15 protein-coding genes are annotated in these 16,685 nt (G+C 42.9%); 9 read left to right on the top strand and 6 right to left on the bottom strand.

Features of this window, described 5'->3' with window-relative positions:
• Positions 1-37 precede the first annotated feature (37 nt).
• From dxs to xseB, 3 genes are read right to left on the bottom strand one after another with little or no spacing between them, the layout of a single operon-like run.
• Positions 38-1,903, bottom strand: coding sequence for a 1-deoxy-D-xylulose-5-phosphate synthase (gene dxs / locus FIV01_RS10740; protein WP_152430999.1), 1,866 nt, complete (start codon positions 1,901-1,903; stop codon positions 38-40).
• Between the two features lie 17 nt (positions 1,904-1,920).
• Positions 1,921-2,805: a (2E,6E)-farnesyl diphosphate synthase gene (gene ispA / locus FIV01_RS10735; RefSeq protein ID WP_152430998.1), complete on the bottom strand. Its 885-nt coding sequence runs from the start codon at positions 2,803-2,805 to the stop codon at positions 1,921-1,923.
• Between the two features lie 23 nt (positions 2,806-2,828).
• The gene (gene xseB, locus FIV01_RS10730) at positions 2,829-3,074 is read right to left on the bottom strand and encodes an exodeoxyribonuclease VII small subunit (protein ID WP_114786650.1); all 246 of its coding nucleotides are present in this window, start codon (positions 3,072-3,074) and stop codon (positions 2,829-2,831) included.
• Positions 3,075-3,340: 266 nt separating this feature from the next.
• Here xseB and pomA point away from each other — a divergent pair, with 266 nt between their 5' ends.
• The 7 genes from pomA (at position 3,341) to rlmM (ending at position 10,058) form a co-directional block, all read left to right on the top strand.
• Complete coding sequence (pomA, locus tag FIV01_RS10725; RefSeq protein WP_152430997.1) at positions 3,341-4,105, top strand: flagellar motor protein PomA; 765 nt, start codon at positions 3,341-3,343, stop codon at positions 4,103-4,105.
• Positions 4,106-4,115: 10 nt separating this feature from the next.
• Positions 4,116-5,069, top strand: coding sequence for a flagellar motor protein MotB (locus tag FIV01_RS10720; protein ID WP_114786653.1), 954 nt, complete (start codon positions 4,116-4,118; stop codon positions 5,067-5,069).
• 149 nt (positions 5,070-5,218) lie between these two features.
• Positions 5,219-6,667 (top strand): tRNA uracil 4-sulfurtransferase ThiI, encoded by a 1,449-nt coding sequence (gene thiI, locus FIV01_RS10715; RefSeq protein WP_152430996.1) that lies wholly within the window; start codon positions 5,219-5,221, stop codon positions 6,665-6,667.
• 390 nt (positions 6,668-7,057) lie between these two features.
• Complete coding sequence (locus FIV01_RS10710; RefSeq protein ID WP_114786657.1) at positions 7,058-7,966, top strand: transcriptional regulator GcvA; 909 nt, start codon at positions 7,058-7,060, stop codon at positions 7,964-7,966.
• Positions 7,959-8,582, top strand: coding sequence for an alpha/beta fold hydrolase (locus FIV01_RS10705; protein WP_152430995.1), 624 nt, complete (start codon positions 7,959-7,961; stop codon positions 8,580-8,582). Before FIV01_RS10710 ends, FIV01_RS10705 begins: the two co-directional genes overlap by 8 nt.
• Positions 8,572-8,970 carry a DUF423 domain-containing protein gene (locus FIV01_RS10700; RefSeq protein WP_152430994.1) on the top strand — a complete coding sequence of 133 codons (399 nt, stop codon included), beginning with the start codon at positions 8,572-8,574 and terminating at the stop codon, positions 8,968-8,970. The genes FIV01_RS10705 and FIV01_RS10700 overlap by 11 nt, the downstream gene beginning before the upstream one ends.
• Positions 8,967-10,058, top strand: a complete 1,092-nt coding sequence (gene rlmM, locus FIV01_RS10695) for a 23S rRNA (cytidine(2498)-2'-O)-methyltransferase RlmM (RefSeq protein ID WP_152430993.1) — start codon at positions 8,967-8,969, stop codon at positions 10,056-10,058. Before FIV01_RS10700 ends, rlmM begins: the two co-directional genes overlap by 4 nt.
• Positions 10,059-10,099: 41 nt before the next feature.
• Here the strand turns inward: rlmM and xni are convergent, their stop codons facing one another.
• From xni to FIV01_RS10680, 3 genes are all read right to left on the bottom strand, one after another.
• Positions 10,100-10,879, bottom strand: a complete 780-nt coding sequence (xni, locus tag FIV01_RS10690) for a flap endonuclease Xni (RefSeq protein WP_152430992.1) — start codon at positions 10,877-10,879, stop codon at positions 10,100-10,102.
• Positions 10,880-10,977: 98 nt separating this feature from the next.
• Positions 10,978-12,342, bottom strand: a complete 1,365-nt coding sequence (gene ppnN / locus FIV01_RS10685; protein WP_152430991.1) for a nucleotide 5'-monophosphate nucleosidase PpnN — start codon at positions 12,340-12,342, stop codon at positions 10,978-10,980.
• Positions 12,343-12,728: 386 nt separating this feature from the next.
• A complete protein-coding gene (locus tag FIV01_RS10680) occupies positions 12,729-14,999 on the bottom strand; it encodes a tetratricopeptide repeat protein (protein ID WP_152430990.1) in 2,271 nt (756 codons plus the stop codon).
• Positions 15,000-15,353: 354 nt separating this feature from the next.
• Here FIV01_RS10680 and syd point away from each other — a divergent pair, with 354 nt between their 5' ends.
• Together syd and FIV01_RS10670 are read left to right on the top strand one after the other, a co-directional pair.
• A complete protein-coding gene (gene syd / locus FIV01_RS10675) occupies positions 15,354-15,899 on the top strand; it encodes a SecY-interacting protein (protein WP_152430989.1) in 546 nt (181 codons plus the stop codon).
• 2 nt (positions 15,900-15,901) lie between these two features.
• Positions 15,902-16,678 carry a Zn-ribbon-containing protein gene (locus FIV01_RS10670; protein ID WP_152430988.1) on the top strand — a complete coding sequence of 259 codons (777 nt, stop codon included), beginning with the start codon at positions 15,902-15,904 and terminating at the stop codon, positions 16,676-16,678.
• The last annotated feature ends 7 nt before the right edge of the window (positions 16,679-16,685 follow it).

Raw genomic sequence — 16,685 nt, 5'->3', positions numbered from 1 at the left:
AAGCCCTCCTTTTGAGGGCTTCAAAATTGTTCGATGCTTATTTGGCCAAATAGGCTTGTATTGATTCCTCGATGCCTTTTGCGTCTAACCCTAGCTCGGCATGTAGCTCCTGTTGGGTTCCCTGTGCAATAAACTTATCTGGCAAACCTAAATTCAGAACTGGTTTTATAAGCTTCTCTTGCATCATAAACTCGACAACACCAGCACCAGCACCGCCTGCAATGGCATTTTCTTCTATTGTGACAATCACATCATGTTCATCAATCAGCTTTCTTACTAGATCGCTATCTAAAGGTTTAACGAAGCGCATATCAGCGAGCGTAGCGCCAAGGCTTTCAGCGGCATGTCGAGCGTTATCCAAGAAGGTACCGAAGTTGAGGATAGCAACTTTTTTACCCTCGTGAATTACGCGACCTTTACCTAGTGGTATAGCAGTGAATTCTATATCAATTTCTGCTCCAACACCTGCTCCTCTGGGGTATCGCACAGCACTTGGGCCTTGGTGTTTATGCCCGGTATAGAGCATTTGGCGGCATTCGTTTTCGTCACTTGGTGTCATGATGACCATGTTGGGGATACAGCGCATAAAGCTTAAATCGAAAGCCCCTTGGTGTGTTTGACCATCAGCACCGACTAAGCCAGCTCTATCAATAGCGAACATGACAGGCAAGTTCATAATAGCAACGTCATGTATGAGTTGATCATAGCCACGTTGTAAGAATGTTGAATATATCGCGACTATCGGATGGTTGCCACCAATCGCCATACCAGCGGCTAGAGTAACGGCATGCTGCTCTGCAATGGCAACATCAAAATATTGCTCTGGAAACTCTTTTGAAAAACGCACCATCCCCGAACCTTCTCTCATAGCAGGGGTAATCGCCATTAATTTGGGATCTTGAGCGGCCATATCACACAAGAAATCGCCGAAAATGTTTGAAAAAGTTAGCTGACTTCCTTTAGCCTTGGGCAGAGTAGTATGGTTTGGGTCAAACTTAGGGACAGCATGATAGCCAATTGGATCTTTTTCAGCTTGCTCGTAGCCTTTTCCTTTCTTGGTCATGATATGCAAGAATTGCGGGCCCTTCAGCTCGCGCATATTGCTTAGTGTTTTGACCAACTCGCAGACATCATGTCCATCGACAGGACCAATGTAGTTAAAGCCGAGCTCTTCAAATAGAGTGCCAGGTACCACCATGCCTTTAAGGTGCTCTTCCGTTCTTCGAACTAGCTCTTTGATAGGCGGGACACCCGAAAGGACTTTTTTTCCTCCTTCGCGTATGGAGGTGTATAAGCTACCAGATAATACTTGAGCCAAATGGTTATTGAGCGCACCAACATTTTCCGATATGGACATTTCATTATCGTTGAGAACGACCAGCATATCTGAATGTACGTCACCAGCATGGTTCATGGCTTCAAAAGCCATGCCTGCTGTAATAGCACCATCACCAATCACACTGACAACCTTGCGGTTTTTATCTTCTTTTTCAGCGCAAATTGCCATGCCTAATGCGGCGCTAATCGAGGTAGAAGAGTGACCAACAGACAAGGTGTCGTATTCACTTTCTTCTCGCCAAGGGAAAGGGTGTAATCCTCCTTTTTGGCGAATGCTTGGCAGTTTATCTCTGCGGCCAGTGAGAATTTTATGTGGGTAGGCTTGATGCCCCACATCCCATACAAGTTGGTCAAATGGGGTACTATAGACATAATGCAGTGCGACGGTTAGCTCTACGGTTCCTAGACCTGATGCAAGGTGACCGCTTGATTGGCTAACAGAATTTAGCAAGTAAGTGCGTAATTCATCACATAGCTTAGGCAGCGATTCTTTTGGAAGGCTACGTAATTCATCCGGTGTGTTGGCTAATGCCAGTGTTGGATATTTAGAAATATCAAGAGTCATATATAGGCGCTTATTGTTTAGTTCTTGCGCTCGATGACATATCGGGCGAACTCTTCGAGTAATCTAGTATTGTATGGTATTGTTTCCAATGCTTGAAGGGCTTCTTTTAAAAGAGTGTGAGCTTTGTTAACTGCACCATCTAAACCCAGAAGTGCAGGGTAGGTACTCTTTTCCAACGCTTGGTCAGAACCTTGAGGTTTGCCGAGCGTTTTGGTGTCACTGGTGATATCTAAAATATCGTCTTGAACCTGAAAGGCAAGGCCAATGGCATTCGCGTATTTATCTAACTGAGGTAAAACTGCCTCGCCTATAGTGCCTGCTGACAGAGCGCCCAAACGTACCGCACATTTTAAGAGTGCACCCGTTTTATTGCGGTGAATGGTCTCCAGCTCTTCTAATGAAATATGGCGCCCTTCAGCGGCCAAATCCAGTGCTTGACCTAAACACATGCCATTTGCACCTGAAGCTTCGGCTAACTCTTTGATCATTTTGATGCGGTTTGGTTCTGCTTGTGCGCTTAAATGCCCATTGGCAAGAATGGTAAATGCCAAAGTTTGTAGAGCATCGCCCGTTAAAATTGCAGTCGATTCATCAAACTTGATGTGGCAGGTTGGCTGCCCTCGCCTTAGTTCGTCGTTATCCATAGCGGGTAAGTCATCATGGATAAGTGAATAGGCATGTATGCATTCAACGGCACACGCAGGAGCATCGAGTTCATCAAGTTGGCATCCAAGCATTTGGCCAGTAATGTAAACCAAAAATGGCCGAGCACGTTTACCACCGAGCAGTAAACCATAATGCATGGCTTCTATCAGCGGTTGCCCTGAATGAGGACATTGACCAAGCCAATGCTCTAATTGTTGATTATTTCTTTTTTGTAAAGAGGTTAACGCCTCATGCATAAGAGCAACTCTTTTTCTGGTGATTATTCTGACTGGGGTGACTTGAACTCCGTAAGAGGAGCACTATCATCATTATTTAGTAAAATACTCACTCTTTGCTCAGCGTCATTCAACTTGGCTTGCCCTTCTCGAGCAAGAGTCACGCCGCGTTCAAACTTTTTCAGAGCATCTTCAAGGGCTAGGTCGCCTTTTTCAAGGTGTTCGACAATCAAATCTAACTCCTCAATTGCCGCTTCAAAGGACATGTTTTCTGGTTTCTTGCTCGCCATAGTATTATCTACATTTTGGAAGATGCACGAAAGTTACATTAGGAGGTGGTCATGGTCAAATTTAACCAAGGAAAATTGATCGAAAAAGCGAATGTGGGTGTCTATTATTGTGGTTATAAGACTGCATCCTGAGAGATGTGCTGTTTACTATGCGGCGATAAGATCTATAGTTGTGTGAGAGCAGTACCAATAAAAGACTAAAGATCTGAAGGTGTTGCCGATATAATTTATCAGAGGCTTATAAAAGATAGCATGAGGAGTGCTTTGTGGATTTAGCAACACTGCTAGGACTCATTGGAGGCTTTGCCTTTGTCATCATGGCGATGATATTGGGTGGAAGCATCATGATGTTCGTTGATGTTACCTCGATTCTTATCGTAGTGGGTGGCTCGACATTCGTTGTGCTAATGAAATTTACTATGGGGCAGTTTTTTGGAGCGGGAAAAATTGCTGGTAAGGCTTTCATGTTTAAGGCCGATGAGCCTGAAGACCTAATCGCTAAAGTGGTCGAAATGGCTGATGCTGCGCGTAAAGGTGGCTTTCTGGCACTAGAAGAGATGGAAATTACCAACAACTTCATGCAAAAAGGAATAGACCTGCTTGTTGATGGCCATGACGCTGATGTGGTGCGCGCTGCTTTGCAAAAAGATATTGTCCTGACTGATGAGCGACATGAATTCGGTACCAGCGTATTTAGAGCCTTTGGAGACGTAGCTCCAGCGATGGGCATGATCGGTACTTTGGTTGGTTTGGTTGCCATGCTCTCAAACATGGATGATCCTAAAGCGATTGGCCCAGCAATGGCTGTTGCACTATTGACGACGCTCTATGGAGCGATACTCTCCAACATGGTCTTTTTCCCGATTGCCGATAAACTCTCACTGCGTCGGGAACAAGAAAAGCTTAACCGCCGCTTGATTATGGATGGCGTGCTAGCGATTCAAGATGGACAAAACCCTCGAGTTATTGATGGGTATCTAAAAAATTACCTGAACGAAGGTAAGCGTGTTCTCGATGTAGATTCAGAGTAAGGAAACCGCTATGGATGATGAAGAAGGTTGTAAATGTCCTCCTCCCGGGTTGCCTCTTTGGATGGGAACGTTTGCTGACTTAATGTCACTTTTGATGTGTTTCTTTGTACTTCTGCTTTCGTTCTCAGAAATGGATGTGTTGAAATTTAAACAGATCGCAGGCTCTATGAAGTTTGCTTTTGGTGTTCAAAACCGACTTGAAGTCAAAGATATTCCCAAAGGTACGAGTATCATTGCCCAAGAATTTCGCCCAGGGCGTCCTGAGCCCACGCCTATCGATGTCATCATGCAGCAGACAATAGACATAACCCAACAAACTTTGGAGTTTCAAGAAGGAGAGTCCGACAGAGCGGGTGGTACCCAAAAAGACGAGGGTAAGCAGACGGGGGGGAAATCGCCAGATACCTCGACTCAAGACAGTCAAAACGCTGAGTCTGAAAGTCAGCAGCAGCAGTCAGCAGAAATGTCACAAGAGCTTGAAACATTGATGGAAAGCATCAAAAAAGCTTTGGAGCGTGAGATTGATGAAGGGGCGATTGAGATAGAAAATCTTGGCCAACAGATCGATATTCGAATTAGGGAAAAAGGCGCCTTTCCCCAAGGTTCGGCATTTCTTCAGCCTAAATTCAGACCACTAGTGCGTCAAATCGCGGATTTAGTTAAGGACGTTCCGGGCATTATTCGAGTGTCAGGCCATACGGATAATCAGCCTTTAGATTCTGAGCTATATCGCTCAAATTGGGACCTCTCTTCTCAGAGAGCTGTGTCCGTTGCTCAAGAAATGGAAAAGGTGCGAGGCTTCTCACATCAACGTCTTCAAGTTCGAGGTATGGCAGATACTCAACCTCTCGGGCCGAATGATACCGAAGCTCAGCGATCGAGAAATCGGCGTGTAGAAATCAGTATTATGCAAGGAGAAGCGCTATTGAGTGATGAGGTTCCTACATTACCTAACTCCAACTAAATTACAAGGTGAGCTAAGTGCTCGCCTTTTTTATGGCCTATGGTTCATGTATAATCTTGCGCCTTTGGAGTATAGCTTCCGTAAACTACTATAAGAAGCTAGTAGTAAAGTCTCCAATTTGCCGTATCTGTTGAGTTGTGAAGTGAACTATGAAATTTATCGTTAAGCCCCATCCTGAAATTTTTGTTAAAAGTGAATCGGTGCGCAAGCGCTTCACAAAGATTCTTGAATGCAATATTCGCAATATCATCAAGAGTCGTACAGAATCTGTTGCAGTATTTAATCGTCGTGATCATATCGAAGTGACCTCTGAATCAGATCGTTATCACAAAGAAACTGTAGAGATCCTTACGCACACACCAGGCATCCATCATGTCCTAGAGGTAAAACAGTCTGACTTCACCGACTTGCATGACATCTTCGAGCAAGTATTAGAACTTAACCGGTCGAAAATAGAGGGTAAAACTTTCGTTGTCCGAGCTAAGCGTCGAGGAAAACATGATTTTACGTCTATTGAGTTAGAGCGTTACGTTGGTGGCGGTCTAAATCAAGCCGTTGACAGTGCGAGTGTTAAACTTCACAAACCTGATGTCACGATAAAAGTTGAGGTTGCGGGGGATAAACTTAATCATGTCATTGCTCGCTATAAAGGCTTAGGTGGTTTCCCACTTGGAACTCAAGAAGATGTTTTGAGTTTGATTTCTGGCGGTTTTGACTCAGGTGTATCGAGCTACCTTCATATTAAACGTGGTTCTAAAGTACATTACTGTTTCTTTAATCTCGGTGGGCCAGCCCATGAGATAGGTGTTAAGCAGGTGTCTCATTTCCTTTGGAATAAGTACGGCTCTTCAGCTAAAGTCCGTTTTATTTCTGTAGACTTTGAACCGGTTGTGGCTGAAATCCTTGAGAAAGTAGATGACGGTCAAATGGGTGTGATCCTTAAACGTATGTTTATGCGAGCAGCGGGCAAGATAGCCGATAAATTTGGTATCCAAGCTTTGGTTACCGGAGAAGCTATTGGTCAAGTATCGAGCCAAACGCTGACCAATCTTCGCCATATTGACACAGTCACCGATACTTTAATTTTACGTCCGTTAATTAACTGGGATAAAGAAGATATCATTGATTTAGCTCGTGAAATTGGCACTGAAGACTTTGCTAAGACGATGCCTGAATATTGTGGTGTGATTTCTAAGAAACCGACAGTTAAAGCGATCAAAGCGAAGTTAGAAGCGGAAGAAGAGAAATTTGATTTGGAAATCCTAGAGCAGGTCGTAAGAGATGCTCGTCAAATGGACATTCGTGATATAGCTAAAGAAGCCGAGGAGGCTGCGCCTGAAATCGAGTTGGTTCAAGCCGTTGAGCAACATGCGACAGTTCTTGATATTCGTAGCCCTGAGGAAGAAGAGGATAGCCCGCTTGAGATAGATGGAGTAGAAGTGATACATCTGCCTTTCTACAAATTGGGTACTCAGTTTGGGGATTTGGACCAAAGTAAAACTTACCTACTTTATTGCGATCGTGGTGTTATGAGTCGCTTACAAGCTCTATACCTTCAAGACCAAGGCTTTACTAATATCAAAGTTTATCGCCCTTAATCTAGGCTCCTTCCAACGCGCTGCTAGCCAAGCATATCAGCGCTTCTTCTAATTGCTTATACTTCCTTATCTTTTTTGTCGTTTAGCAGATAAAAAAAACACCGCCATAAGGCGGTGTTAAATAATTTGACAGACAGGTCAAAAAAATAAATACAGGAAGTATCGCTTCATCTCTAGTTAGAGAGATGAAACTCGGTAGAAATCTACCTAACTCGAAATACGAGTTTGCAAACACAACATCGCAACAATATGTCAATTCACTCCCAGAGGGAATAAAGCCGTTCTGACTCTTGCTGCAGGGGGAAATATAGAATTTCTCTGGCCGATAGGCAATGGACATTTTATAATGTTTCAGATAAGAAAAACTTATCCAACTTGGAGACAAATACTATGTCGAGAAGATTGCCCCCTCTAAACTCCCTTAAAGTTTTTGAGGCCGCAGCTCGTCATTTGAGCTTTACTAGAGCAGCAGAGGAGTTATTTGTGACTCAGGCAGCGGTAAGCCATCAAATTAAGGCTTTGGAGGAGTTCTTAGGCCTAAAATTATTTAGGCGACGTAACCGCTCTTTGTTGCTTACCGAGGAAGGGCAAAGTTACTTTCTCGACATTAAAGATATTTTTACGCTACTCGCTGAGGCTACCGATAAAGTGCTCGAACGCAGTGAAAAAGGGGCTTTGACGATTAGTTTACCTCCTAGCTTCGCTATTCAATGGTTGGTTCCGCGTTTGGCTGACTTTAATCAGCAAGAGCCAGACATAGATGTTCGAATTAAAGCTGTTGATATGGATGAAGGGTCTCTGACCGACGATGTCGACGTTGCAATTTATTATGGACGAGGAAATTGGCCCGGCCTGCGTGCTGATAAACTCTATCAAGAGTTTCTGATCCCTCTTTGTTCACCTTCTCTATTAATGGGAAATAAAGCATTAGACAAGCTCGCCGATCTTAAGCAGCACACCTTGTTACATGATACATCGCGTAAAGATTGGAAGCAGTTCGCAAAAGAACACGAGATAGAAGGTGTTAATGTCAATCATGGCCCAATTTTTAGTCATTCTACTATGGTGCTTCAAGCAGCCGCTCATGGGCAGGGCATCGCGTTAGGAAATAATGTTCTTGCACAACCTGAAATGGAAGCGGGTCGTTTGATTGCGCCTTTTGATCAGGTTTTAGTTTCTAAGAATGCATTTTACGTTGTGTGTCATGAAAAGCAGGCAGACATGGGAAGAATAGCCACATTTAGAGATTGGATGCTAGCGAAAGCTCAGAGTGAGCAAGAGGAACTGTTGGATGAGTGATTTTTTGATAGAAGGTAAAAGCGATCAGCCAATATTTGTTTTTGCTCATGGTGCAGGGGCCGGAATGGATCATGATTTTATGGATGCGATTGCAAAGGGTTTGTCGCAACGAGGTATCCAGGTGGTTCGCTTTAATTTTCCTTATATGGTTAAGCGCTCTCTTGATGGTAAGCGGCGTCCTCCAGATCGTGCTCCTAAGCTATTAGAAGCATACAGAGAGGTGATAAACCAATTTGCCAAACAACCCATTGTGATTGGAGGAAAATCAATGGGCGGGAGAATGGCAAGTTTGCTCGCTGAAGAAAGCCTCGTCGCTGGGGTAGCTTGTTTGGGGTTTCCATTCCACCCTCCGGGTAAGCCAGAAAACTACAAAGGTGAACACTTAGCCAAGCTTGATAAACCTTGTCTTATTTTGCAAGGAGAGAGAGATGCATTTGGAAAACGAGATGAACTTGATGAATTTGAATTCTCAGATAGAGTTTGTGTCGAGTTCATTCCTGATGGCGATCATAGTTTTAAGCCTCGTAAAAGCTCTGGATACAGTGAATCGGAAAATATTACGCTAGCGACACAGTATCTCGCTGATTTTATCTTAGGAACATACAATGAAGATTAGGTCCATAGTGGGGGTCGGCGGTGTATTTGCTGGACTAGGCGTTATATTAGGTGCATTTGCTGCTCATGGGCTTAAAAATATATTACCAGCCCAGATGCTCGATGTATTTTACACTGGCGTGCAATATCAGCTGATTCACGCACTTGCCATCATACTTTGTGGAGTATTACTGACTACGGGGTTTGCTGATAAATCACAAAAATATTTCGCCCTTGCTGCAAATTGCTTTATTATCGGCATCTTTTGCTTTAGTGGTAGTCTCTACGCCTTGGCGTTAAGCGGAGTGAAATGGTTTGGGCCAATCACGCCATTCGGCGGTCTCGCTTTTATTCTTGGATGGGGACTGTTTGTGTTTGCGGCGCTACAAATTAAAGAGGTAAATCAGTGAAACACTTAATGCTCTACTGTCGCTCAGGTTTTGAGAAAGAGTGCGCTGGAGAAATTCAGGATCGTGCAACACAACTTGAAGTGTTTGGCTTCCCTCGTTTAAAAAATAATACAGGTTATGTCCTGTTTGAATGCTACCAAAAGGGTGATGCTGAGCGCTTAGTTAAGGAGCTTGACTTTAAAGCGTTGATTTTCGCTCGTCAGATGTTTGCTGTTGCGGCTGAAGTTCAAGAGCTTCCTCGTGAAGACCGTATTTCTCCTATTTTAGCGAGCTTGTCTGATATCACGGGTTTTCCCAAGTGTGGTGACATACGCATCGAAACCCCCGATACTAATGAAGCAAAAGAATTGCTAAAGTTTTGCCGAAAATTCACTGTACCTATGCGCCAAGCAATGCGTGGTAAAGGGATTCTGTTGGCCAAAGACAGCCCTAAAAAACCAGTGTTACACATCTGTTTTGTTGCTCCTGGCCATTGTTTTGTGGGTTATTCATTGCCGAGTAATAATTCGCCCTTTTTTATGGGGATCCCGCGACTTAAATTTCCTGCGGACGCGCCGAGCCGATCAACTCTAAAACTTGAGGAAGCTTTTCATGTTTTCATTCCGCGAGAAGAGTGGGACGAACGATTGGCCTCGGGGATGTGGGGTGTTGATTTGGGGGCTTGTCCTGGTGGCTGGACATATCAATTGGTTAAGCGATCTATGTTTGTTCACGCTGTTGATAACGGCATGATGGCTGATAGCCTGATGGAAACAGGTCAAGTAAAGCATCATCAAGAAGATGGATTCAAGTTTGAGCCAGCACGTAAAAACGTAACTTGGCTTATCTGTGATATGGTAGAGAAACCTTCTCGGGTGGCTCAGCTTATGGGAGAGTGGTTAATTTCTGGTTGGGCTAAAGAGGCCATTTTTAACCTAAAATTGCCGATGAAAGGTCGCTACGATGAAGTATTAGAGGATATTGAAAACCTCAAACTCTTTCTGATCGAGAATAAAGTTAAGTTTAAACTTCAAGCGAAGCATCTCTACCACGATCGAGAAGAAATCACTGTCCACATACAGTGTTTGTCAAATATCTCTCCTCACTAATAAGTTTTACTATTCATTGTCTTAAGGTTGATTGAAAATATTCAATCAACCTTAGCGCCTTGATAGCGAATGTCTTGCAAGTTAAATCCAAGATCGATATCGGTTTTTAGAGCTGACACTGTTTTACACCGTCGGGCAGTATCAATATGTTCGTTGAGCTTTTTCTTATATTTGGCTTCAAGCTCCTCAGATATGTAAGCGTGCTCTATATCACGGTATTTGGTTAGGATTTCCTTGGCCGCTTTTGGCCCAATTCCTGGCACCCCTGTGATTTGGCTTGAGCTTATCCCAGCTAAGCCCCAGTAATCAGGGAGCTGTGATGGTTGAACGCCAAACTCTTTTTCTATAAAAGGAGCATCGAGCCAGCGATGTTGGAAATAATCGCGTATTTGGAGTCTTGGCGATAATAGTTGGCAGTAGCCTTTGTCCGTTGAGATAATAGTGACAGTTTGATTCCTATTAGCGACTTTGACTGCAAGTGTTGCGATAAGATCGTCTGCTTCATCACCTGATGAAAGCAAAGAATCTACCCCAAGTTCCCACCAAGCTTCCTGTATGGCATCTAAGCCAGCATATAGCGCTTCGGGCATAGGTTTTCGGTTGCTTTTATAGTCACTCAGGATATCTGCTCGCCATCCTCTCTCCTGAAGATGATGATCAAAAACTGCAACAATATGAGTAGGATTAGACTCACTAATAATCTTATTTAGAGTTCGCGTGGTTGTGGTTATCGTTCTCGCTATATCATCAGAGTTGGGTTGTGCTGAGTGGACGCGTCGTATCAGATTAAGAGCATCGATGATAACAAGGTGGATAGACATAATAACCAGAAAAAGGGCTTAGAAAGCCCTTATTGTATAGTAAGATACACAGATTACTAGGACCTGTTTGTAATAGGCTCACCGCTGTGAGTTAGTAACTACTCAGAGGTTTTGATCTTATAACATGGTTCGTAGGCACTGCCCCCTGGAAGCTTCATACGATCTTGTTCGACAAAGTCTCTTAGCAGTTTGTCCATCTTCTTCATTAAGATCGCGTCACCATCTAAACTGAACGGGCCATGGAGTTCAATTTCACGTATCCCCTCGGCTTTGACGTTACCTGCTACTATGCCAGAAAAGGCTTGGCGTAGGGCGGCCGCAAGGTTCTCTGGTGGCTGGTTTAGGTGTAAATCTAAGCTTGCCATGTTGTCGTGAGTTGGATCAAAAGGTAACTGGAATTCAGGCTCGATTTTGAGTGACCAGTTGAAGCTATACGCATCGCCAATATCTTTGCGATGCTGACGGACGTCTACCATTTTACTTTTCATGATTTTTGCCACTCTTTCAGGGTCGTCGACCACAATTTCGTAGTGGCGCTGGGCATCTTTACCTAAAGTATCACCAATAAATTTATCGATTGATTGGAAGTAGGCTTCACTTTCTTTTGGTCCCGTGAGGACAATAGGAAGTGGCTGCTCAGAGTTATCGGGGTGCATCATTATACCCAGTATGTAGAGAAGCTCTTCTGCGGTTCCTGCACCGCCTGGGAAAATAACAATACCATGGGCCATACGAACGAATGCTTCTAGCCTTTTTTCAATGTCGGGCATAATCACCAGTTCATTGACAATGGGGTTAGGTGGCTCAGCCGCAATAATAGAGGGCTCGGTTAGTCCTAGATAACGTTGTTCGTAATAACGCTGTTTGGCGTGACCAATTGCTGCTCCTTTCATTGGCCCTTCCATAGCGCCTGGTCCACAGCCCGTACATATATTGAGCTCTCTAAGACCGAGCTCGTTGCCTACTTCTCGAGTGTATTGATATTCAGTGGCATTGATAGAGTGCCCTCCCCAACACACAATAAGGTTTGGTTCGATTCCCGGAGTCAGGGCGCCAGCATTGCGTAAAATACCAAATACTAGGTTAGTGATATGACTGGCATTGGTTAAGTTCAACCTTTGATTATCTGCAAGATGCATATTGACGTAGACAATATCCCTTAGCACCGAGAATAGGTGTTCTTGTATTCCTTTTATTATGTTGCCATCCACAAAGGCATGCTCAGGTGCATTGCTTAGCTCCAGTTTGATACCACGTTCACGACGGACAACGTTGACATCGAATGATTTGTACTTGTCGAGTAGCTCTTTTGAGTTATCTGTATGGCTGCCTGAGTTAAGCACTGCGAGGGTGCAGTTTCGGTAGAGCTGGTACAGATCACTAGCGGCAGTTTTTTTAAGACGCTCAACCTCAAGTTGAGAAAGCAGATCCATACTACCCGCAGGACTAATATGAGTGATCATGGTGACCTCCTTGATAAGAGAAGTTTCCTGATAATACTTCTTATTATGAGTTTGTCTCGTAATGAAAGCGGTTTAATCTCGTATATGAAATCCAAGAGACTGTTCTAAGCTTAGCATGCTTTGGTGATAAATAAAGCTAACTGATTGATATATATACATCAATAATAGGTAGCATGAATGGTTTAAGTCTTTGTTCATTGATGATTAATGCTCAGAGCCTGTATATTTGTATTTTTATCAGGCTTAGCCCAAACAAAAGTATATTGTAAAGAGGTTATCTTGTTGATAATAATGTTAATATCTGGTTGGGTATGGTATTGATTTAAAACACTTTTATGGCTTTTAAATCAGTTTTTCATCTTCTACACCTAAATCAACATGATAGTTTATTCTTCTTTTAAAAGCTTTTTGATGTTTTCTTCATTGGGATAAGAAGAATGGACTTTGATAAGGCCTTGGTTAATGGAATGCTTGCAGGCCTTACGAATGTTGCCCGTCGCTAAGCTGGCAGCAGGCGCATTTTTTATTGCTTTTAGGTAAACCCACTGGCTCGTGTTTTCCTCCATGCTCAAAGAACGAGCCGCATTGGTTGACATAAGCAGAATATCCAGCAGCTCTTTATCATTTATCGCGGTATATGCACGAGGTAAAAATGGATAATCGGCCATTCCAATGCGCACTATGTTATTGAGTCGATATTTTTGAGTAAATTCGTTAACCCAACCTTGGATCTTTTCGAAAACTTGTTCAGGTTTAGTGGTGTTCCCATTGTCAGGTTCAATATAGAGCAAATTGGCATCCGAGAAATGATATACACGGGCTGGGTGTTCAATTTTTTCTTTGAGAAATAGGCCAAAAGCCTTCTCAACTTTTAAGCCTTCAGTGTAGCCTTGCTGGAGGGATAGGTTACGCAGAAAAGGTAAGTCTATCATAACAAAGTGTAACCTATCGCTCAGTGGTTCATGGATAAGATCACCAGCGTGCCATTTTTCAAATTTGTGGCTACTTGCTTCCAATGAGGCTGGCAATTTTACACTCAGCATGCGAAGGTTTTTGAGGCCAGAACGTGAGTGAGCATAAAGCTCATCATTTAGTTCATCAATTTCTTCTTTTTGAACGCTAATAATATGCCCGCGACGCAGTAAGAAGACAAAAAGCAAAGCGCAAGTGACAAACAAAGTTAAAGAGATTTTTTGAAATTTATGGTACTCATTTTGCGTTTTTTTTAGCTGCTCTTTTTGACCGACTAAGTGCAGTGTTTGCTCAACAACATCTTTTTGTTGTCTAAAATCATCTTCATTAATCAGGTTGAGTTCTTTCTGTTCGATAGCAGCCAATGCATTATATTGTTGCAGGTAGCGTAGTGCTTGTTTGTAGTTTCCAAGTAGCTCATTGCCGAGGTTAAGCATGTTATAGGCATTTTTTTCTAAACTGAGATCATTAAGTTCAAGGGCAATACCCAGTGCTTGGTTGGCTTTATCTAATACTTCTTTTGGTTGCCCTTGGTGTGACGCTAATCCTGCTTCTAGCAGTAAATATTTAGCTTGTAGTTTTGGTATTTCAATGTAGTTCAATAATTCTTTTGCTCGGGTTAAATATTGCTCCGCGAGTGGGAAATTGACTAATTTTAAATAGGTAGAAGCGAGTGCAAGTCGAATGTCGACGACATTTTCGATGTTGTTTTGTAAGCGCTCATGGTCGATAGCATTGAAGTAGTGAACCAGCGCAAGATTATATTTACCTTGATGGTAATAAATATCTCCCATTCGTTTTAGAATAGGGGGAAGCATAGGTGAACTTTCATAATTATCATAAAAGTCAGCGGCTTGAGAAAAATGGTCGGCTGCTTTATCAAGAACTCGTCGTTCATAAAATAGCTGGCCAATTAAACGATTTGCTTCTGCTAATTGTAATCCAGACGTATTTTCAATCGCACTCCAGTAACTAATCAGCAACTCAGATAGCGCTTTGTTGTAGATTTTGTGGTTTAAAAAATGTTTACCAAGTGCAATGTGGTAGTCAGTAATACTCTGTCTGTTTTTTGATTGCTCGATGAAAGGGATAGCTTGTTTATACAGTGTTTCTGCCAGTTTGATTCGATCTTGGCTTGAAGCCATATCGGCTTTTAACATGACAAGTTGGTAGGTGAGCCCTTTGGCTACCTGCTCTGGGTTATGTATCGAGTTCAATTCTTGCTCTATCTCATCGAGCTTGGTTTCTATTGAAGGAGAAATGCCATTAGCCTTCCAATTGAGGCGTAGTTCAAGCAAGCTCAGTTCCAAGCCAAGGTAGGGTAGGTTATATTCATCAGTGAGTGTTTTGGCTTGCTTAATGTAGCGCTTTGCTTCTTTAGGGTTACCAAGGTTAAACTCTGCGCGTGCTAATATTTTTAAGGCATCAATTGTACTGCTTGGTGTCCTAAATCGCGTGTCTGAATCATCACGAGACATAGTTGAAGGCCCTTTTTCCGACTGGGCCATAAGCTTTCTTTGCGTCAGATAATTAGAGGCCAATATTTTTGATTGTTTGGGAACAATATTGACTAAGGAATCTGCTTCATTGAGCATGGCTGATGAATAAACAGTGGAAGCGGATACCAAGGCTGGTAGTAGAAAAACAAGTAGTGCCAGCAATCGACTCAAACGCAAAACCTCCATAATATTATCTCAATCCTCATATCTGCTCGTACTTTAGCTATCTTTAGCAGCAAAGAAAGATGATATCAGTAAAATCATCTTCACCCCACTATTGATGCAATTGATTCTGTAGAATCAATTGCAAAGGTTGCTTGTTGTTTGATACTGACCTCTAGTTTCATTAAACTTGAACCAAGTTGGAATTGTTTGAAATACAGAAAGCCTCAAAGCATAGTAAATTCAGATTGTGTAATAGCCAAGCAAGGGTTGGAACGCTTGAATATATGCTCATGCTAGCTATTTCTTTTAGATTAGAACAGCCAGATTAATAGACAATGTCGTGTATAGAAAAGGCGACTCATATTGGAGAATTTCATGGCTGGACAAGCCCTTCTTGCATTAGTTTTATTCAGTGAAAAGTACCGCAATACATATTTTGAATGCCATGGCCACCAGCCAGTAAGTGATCAGTTATCCGATTTTATTTCTCCTTGTGTAACAGCTAAAAAAGGTGACTCGGTCGAATGGCAGGCTTGTTCTCGCGAGCAAGAAGTGGATTTCTCAAACCTAGAACATGGCATTGATTTAACCCTTCATCAAGATATTAAGGCGTTTTATGGTTGCCAGTATAGTGCTGATATGGGCGCCGCTTGGAATGACAATGAGCTAACGTTACTTCAAGTATGGAATGATGAGGATTTCATTCGTTTGCAGGAAAATATACTGGGCCACTTAGTTACTCAGCGTCGTTTAAAGCTAAAGCCTACCGTCTTTATTGCCACAACGGATGCAGAACTTGATGTCATTTCTATCTGTAATCTTTCAGGGAATGTCATTCTAGAACGACTGGGAACTGATAAACGAGACGTGTTAGCCAAGAACATTTCTGAGTTTCTTCAGCAGCTAACTCCGGTGGTGTAGCTATGTATGTAATAGAGCTTCAATTTGAGTGTTTTGATAACACCACAATCACCGCGGTCGATAAAGCGATAAACGGCTTGATGGATGCACTACGCTACAATGGCCAGGTTTTGGGAAGAGAGTTTCCTATTGTTATGGGTGATGGAGAGTTCTTTGTACGTGTCGTTTGCCCAGAGCAAGATAGTTTGCATCCCGATTATCATTCTGATTTTGTCAAAGTTTGCTTAGATACATTATCAGAAGCCAGCCTGCTGACACCTAAAGCGCGTCTTCTTGGACGTGATCTTAACTCCGAACAAGCTGCGGAAGATACTATGCCGAGTTGGCAAGTACTGTATACCACTTACGTGCATACCTGTTCTCCGTTGAGAAGTGGTGATACCTTGCTGCCAATACCGCTCTATCGTAATTCTCCGACCTTGAATGGCGATCATAAGGCGCTAATTAAGTGGCAGACCGAGTGGCAAGCTTGTGACGAAATTCAAATGGCTGGCGCTTGCAGAGCTGAGCATGCCGCGCTGCATGAGATATGTGATGTGGATAGCGTGTTGTTTAAGCGCGGCTGGGATTTACGAGGCCGTATAGAGCACCTGACCAAAATACCAACATATTATTATCAGTATCGTGTAGGTGGCAAAAACCTAGAGACTGAAAAACAGCGTAAATGCCCAAAATGCTGTGGGGATTGGTTACTTGCTGAGCCTAAGCTCGATATTTTCCACTTCAAATGCGAAGAGTGCAGAATAGTCTCGAATATTTCATGGGATCACATTAAGTAAAAGAACC

Source organism: Vibrio aquimaris, assembly GCF_009363415.1.
GTDB lineage: Bacteria > Pseudomonadota > Gammaproteobacteria > Enterobacterales > Vibrionaceae > Vibrio > Vibrio aquimaris.
This window is presented reverse-complemented; position numbering and strand designations above follow the sequence as displayed.

Coding starts and splice junctions, on each gene's coding strand:
- FIV01_RS10710 (WP_114786657.1), top strand. CDS start 7,058: ATGTCGAGAAGATTGCCCCCTCTAAACTCCCTTAAAGTTTTTGAGGCC.
- FIV01_RS10700 (WP_152430994.1), top strand. CDS start 8,572: ATGAAGATTAGGTCCATAGTGGGGGTCGGCGGTGTATTTGCTGGACTA.
- xni (WP_152430992.1), bottom strand. CDS start 10,879: ATGTCTATCCACCTTGTTATCATCGATGCTCTTAATCTGATACGACGC.
- FIV01_RS10705 (WP_152430995.1), top strand. CDS start 7,959: ATGAGTGATTTTTTGATAGAAGGTAAAAGCGATCAGCCAATATTTGTT.
- FIV01_RS10720 (WP_114786653.1), top strand. CDS start 4,116: ATGGATGATGAAGAAGGTTGTAAATGTCCTCCTCCCGGGTTGCCTCTT.
- thiI (WP_152430996.1), top strand. CDS start 5,219: ATGAAATTTATCGTTAAGCCCCATCCTGAAATTTTTGTTAAAAGTGAA.
- dxs (WP_152430999.1), bottom strand. CDS start 1,903: ATGACTCTTGATATTTCTAAATATCCAACACTGGCATTAGCCAACACA.
- ispA (WP_152430998.1), bottom strand. CDS start 2,805: ATGCATGAGGCGTTAACCTCTTTACAAAAAAGAAATAATCAACAATTA.
- ppnN (WP_152430991.1), bottom strand. CDS start 12,342: ATGATCACTCATATTAGTCCTGCGGGTAGTATGGATCTGCTTTCTCAA.
- FIV01_RS10680 (WP_152430990.1), bottom strand. CDS start 14,999: ATGGAGGTTTTGCGTTTGAGTCGATTGCTGGCACTACTTGTTTTTCTA.
- syd (WP_152430989.1), top strand. CDS start 15,354: ATGGCTGGACAAGCCCTTCTTGCATTAGTTTTATTCAGTGAAAAGTAC.
- FIV01_RS10670 (WP_152430988.1), top strand. CDS start 15,902: ATGTATGTAATAGAGCTTCAATTTGAGTGTTTTGATAACACCACAATC.
- xseB (WP_114786650.1), bottom strand. CDS start 3,074: ATGGCGAGCAAGAAACCAGAAAACATGTCCTTTGAAGCGGCAATTGAG.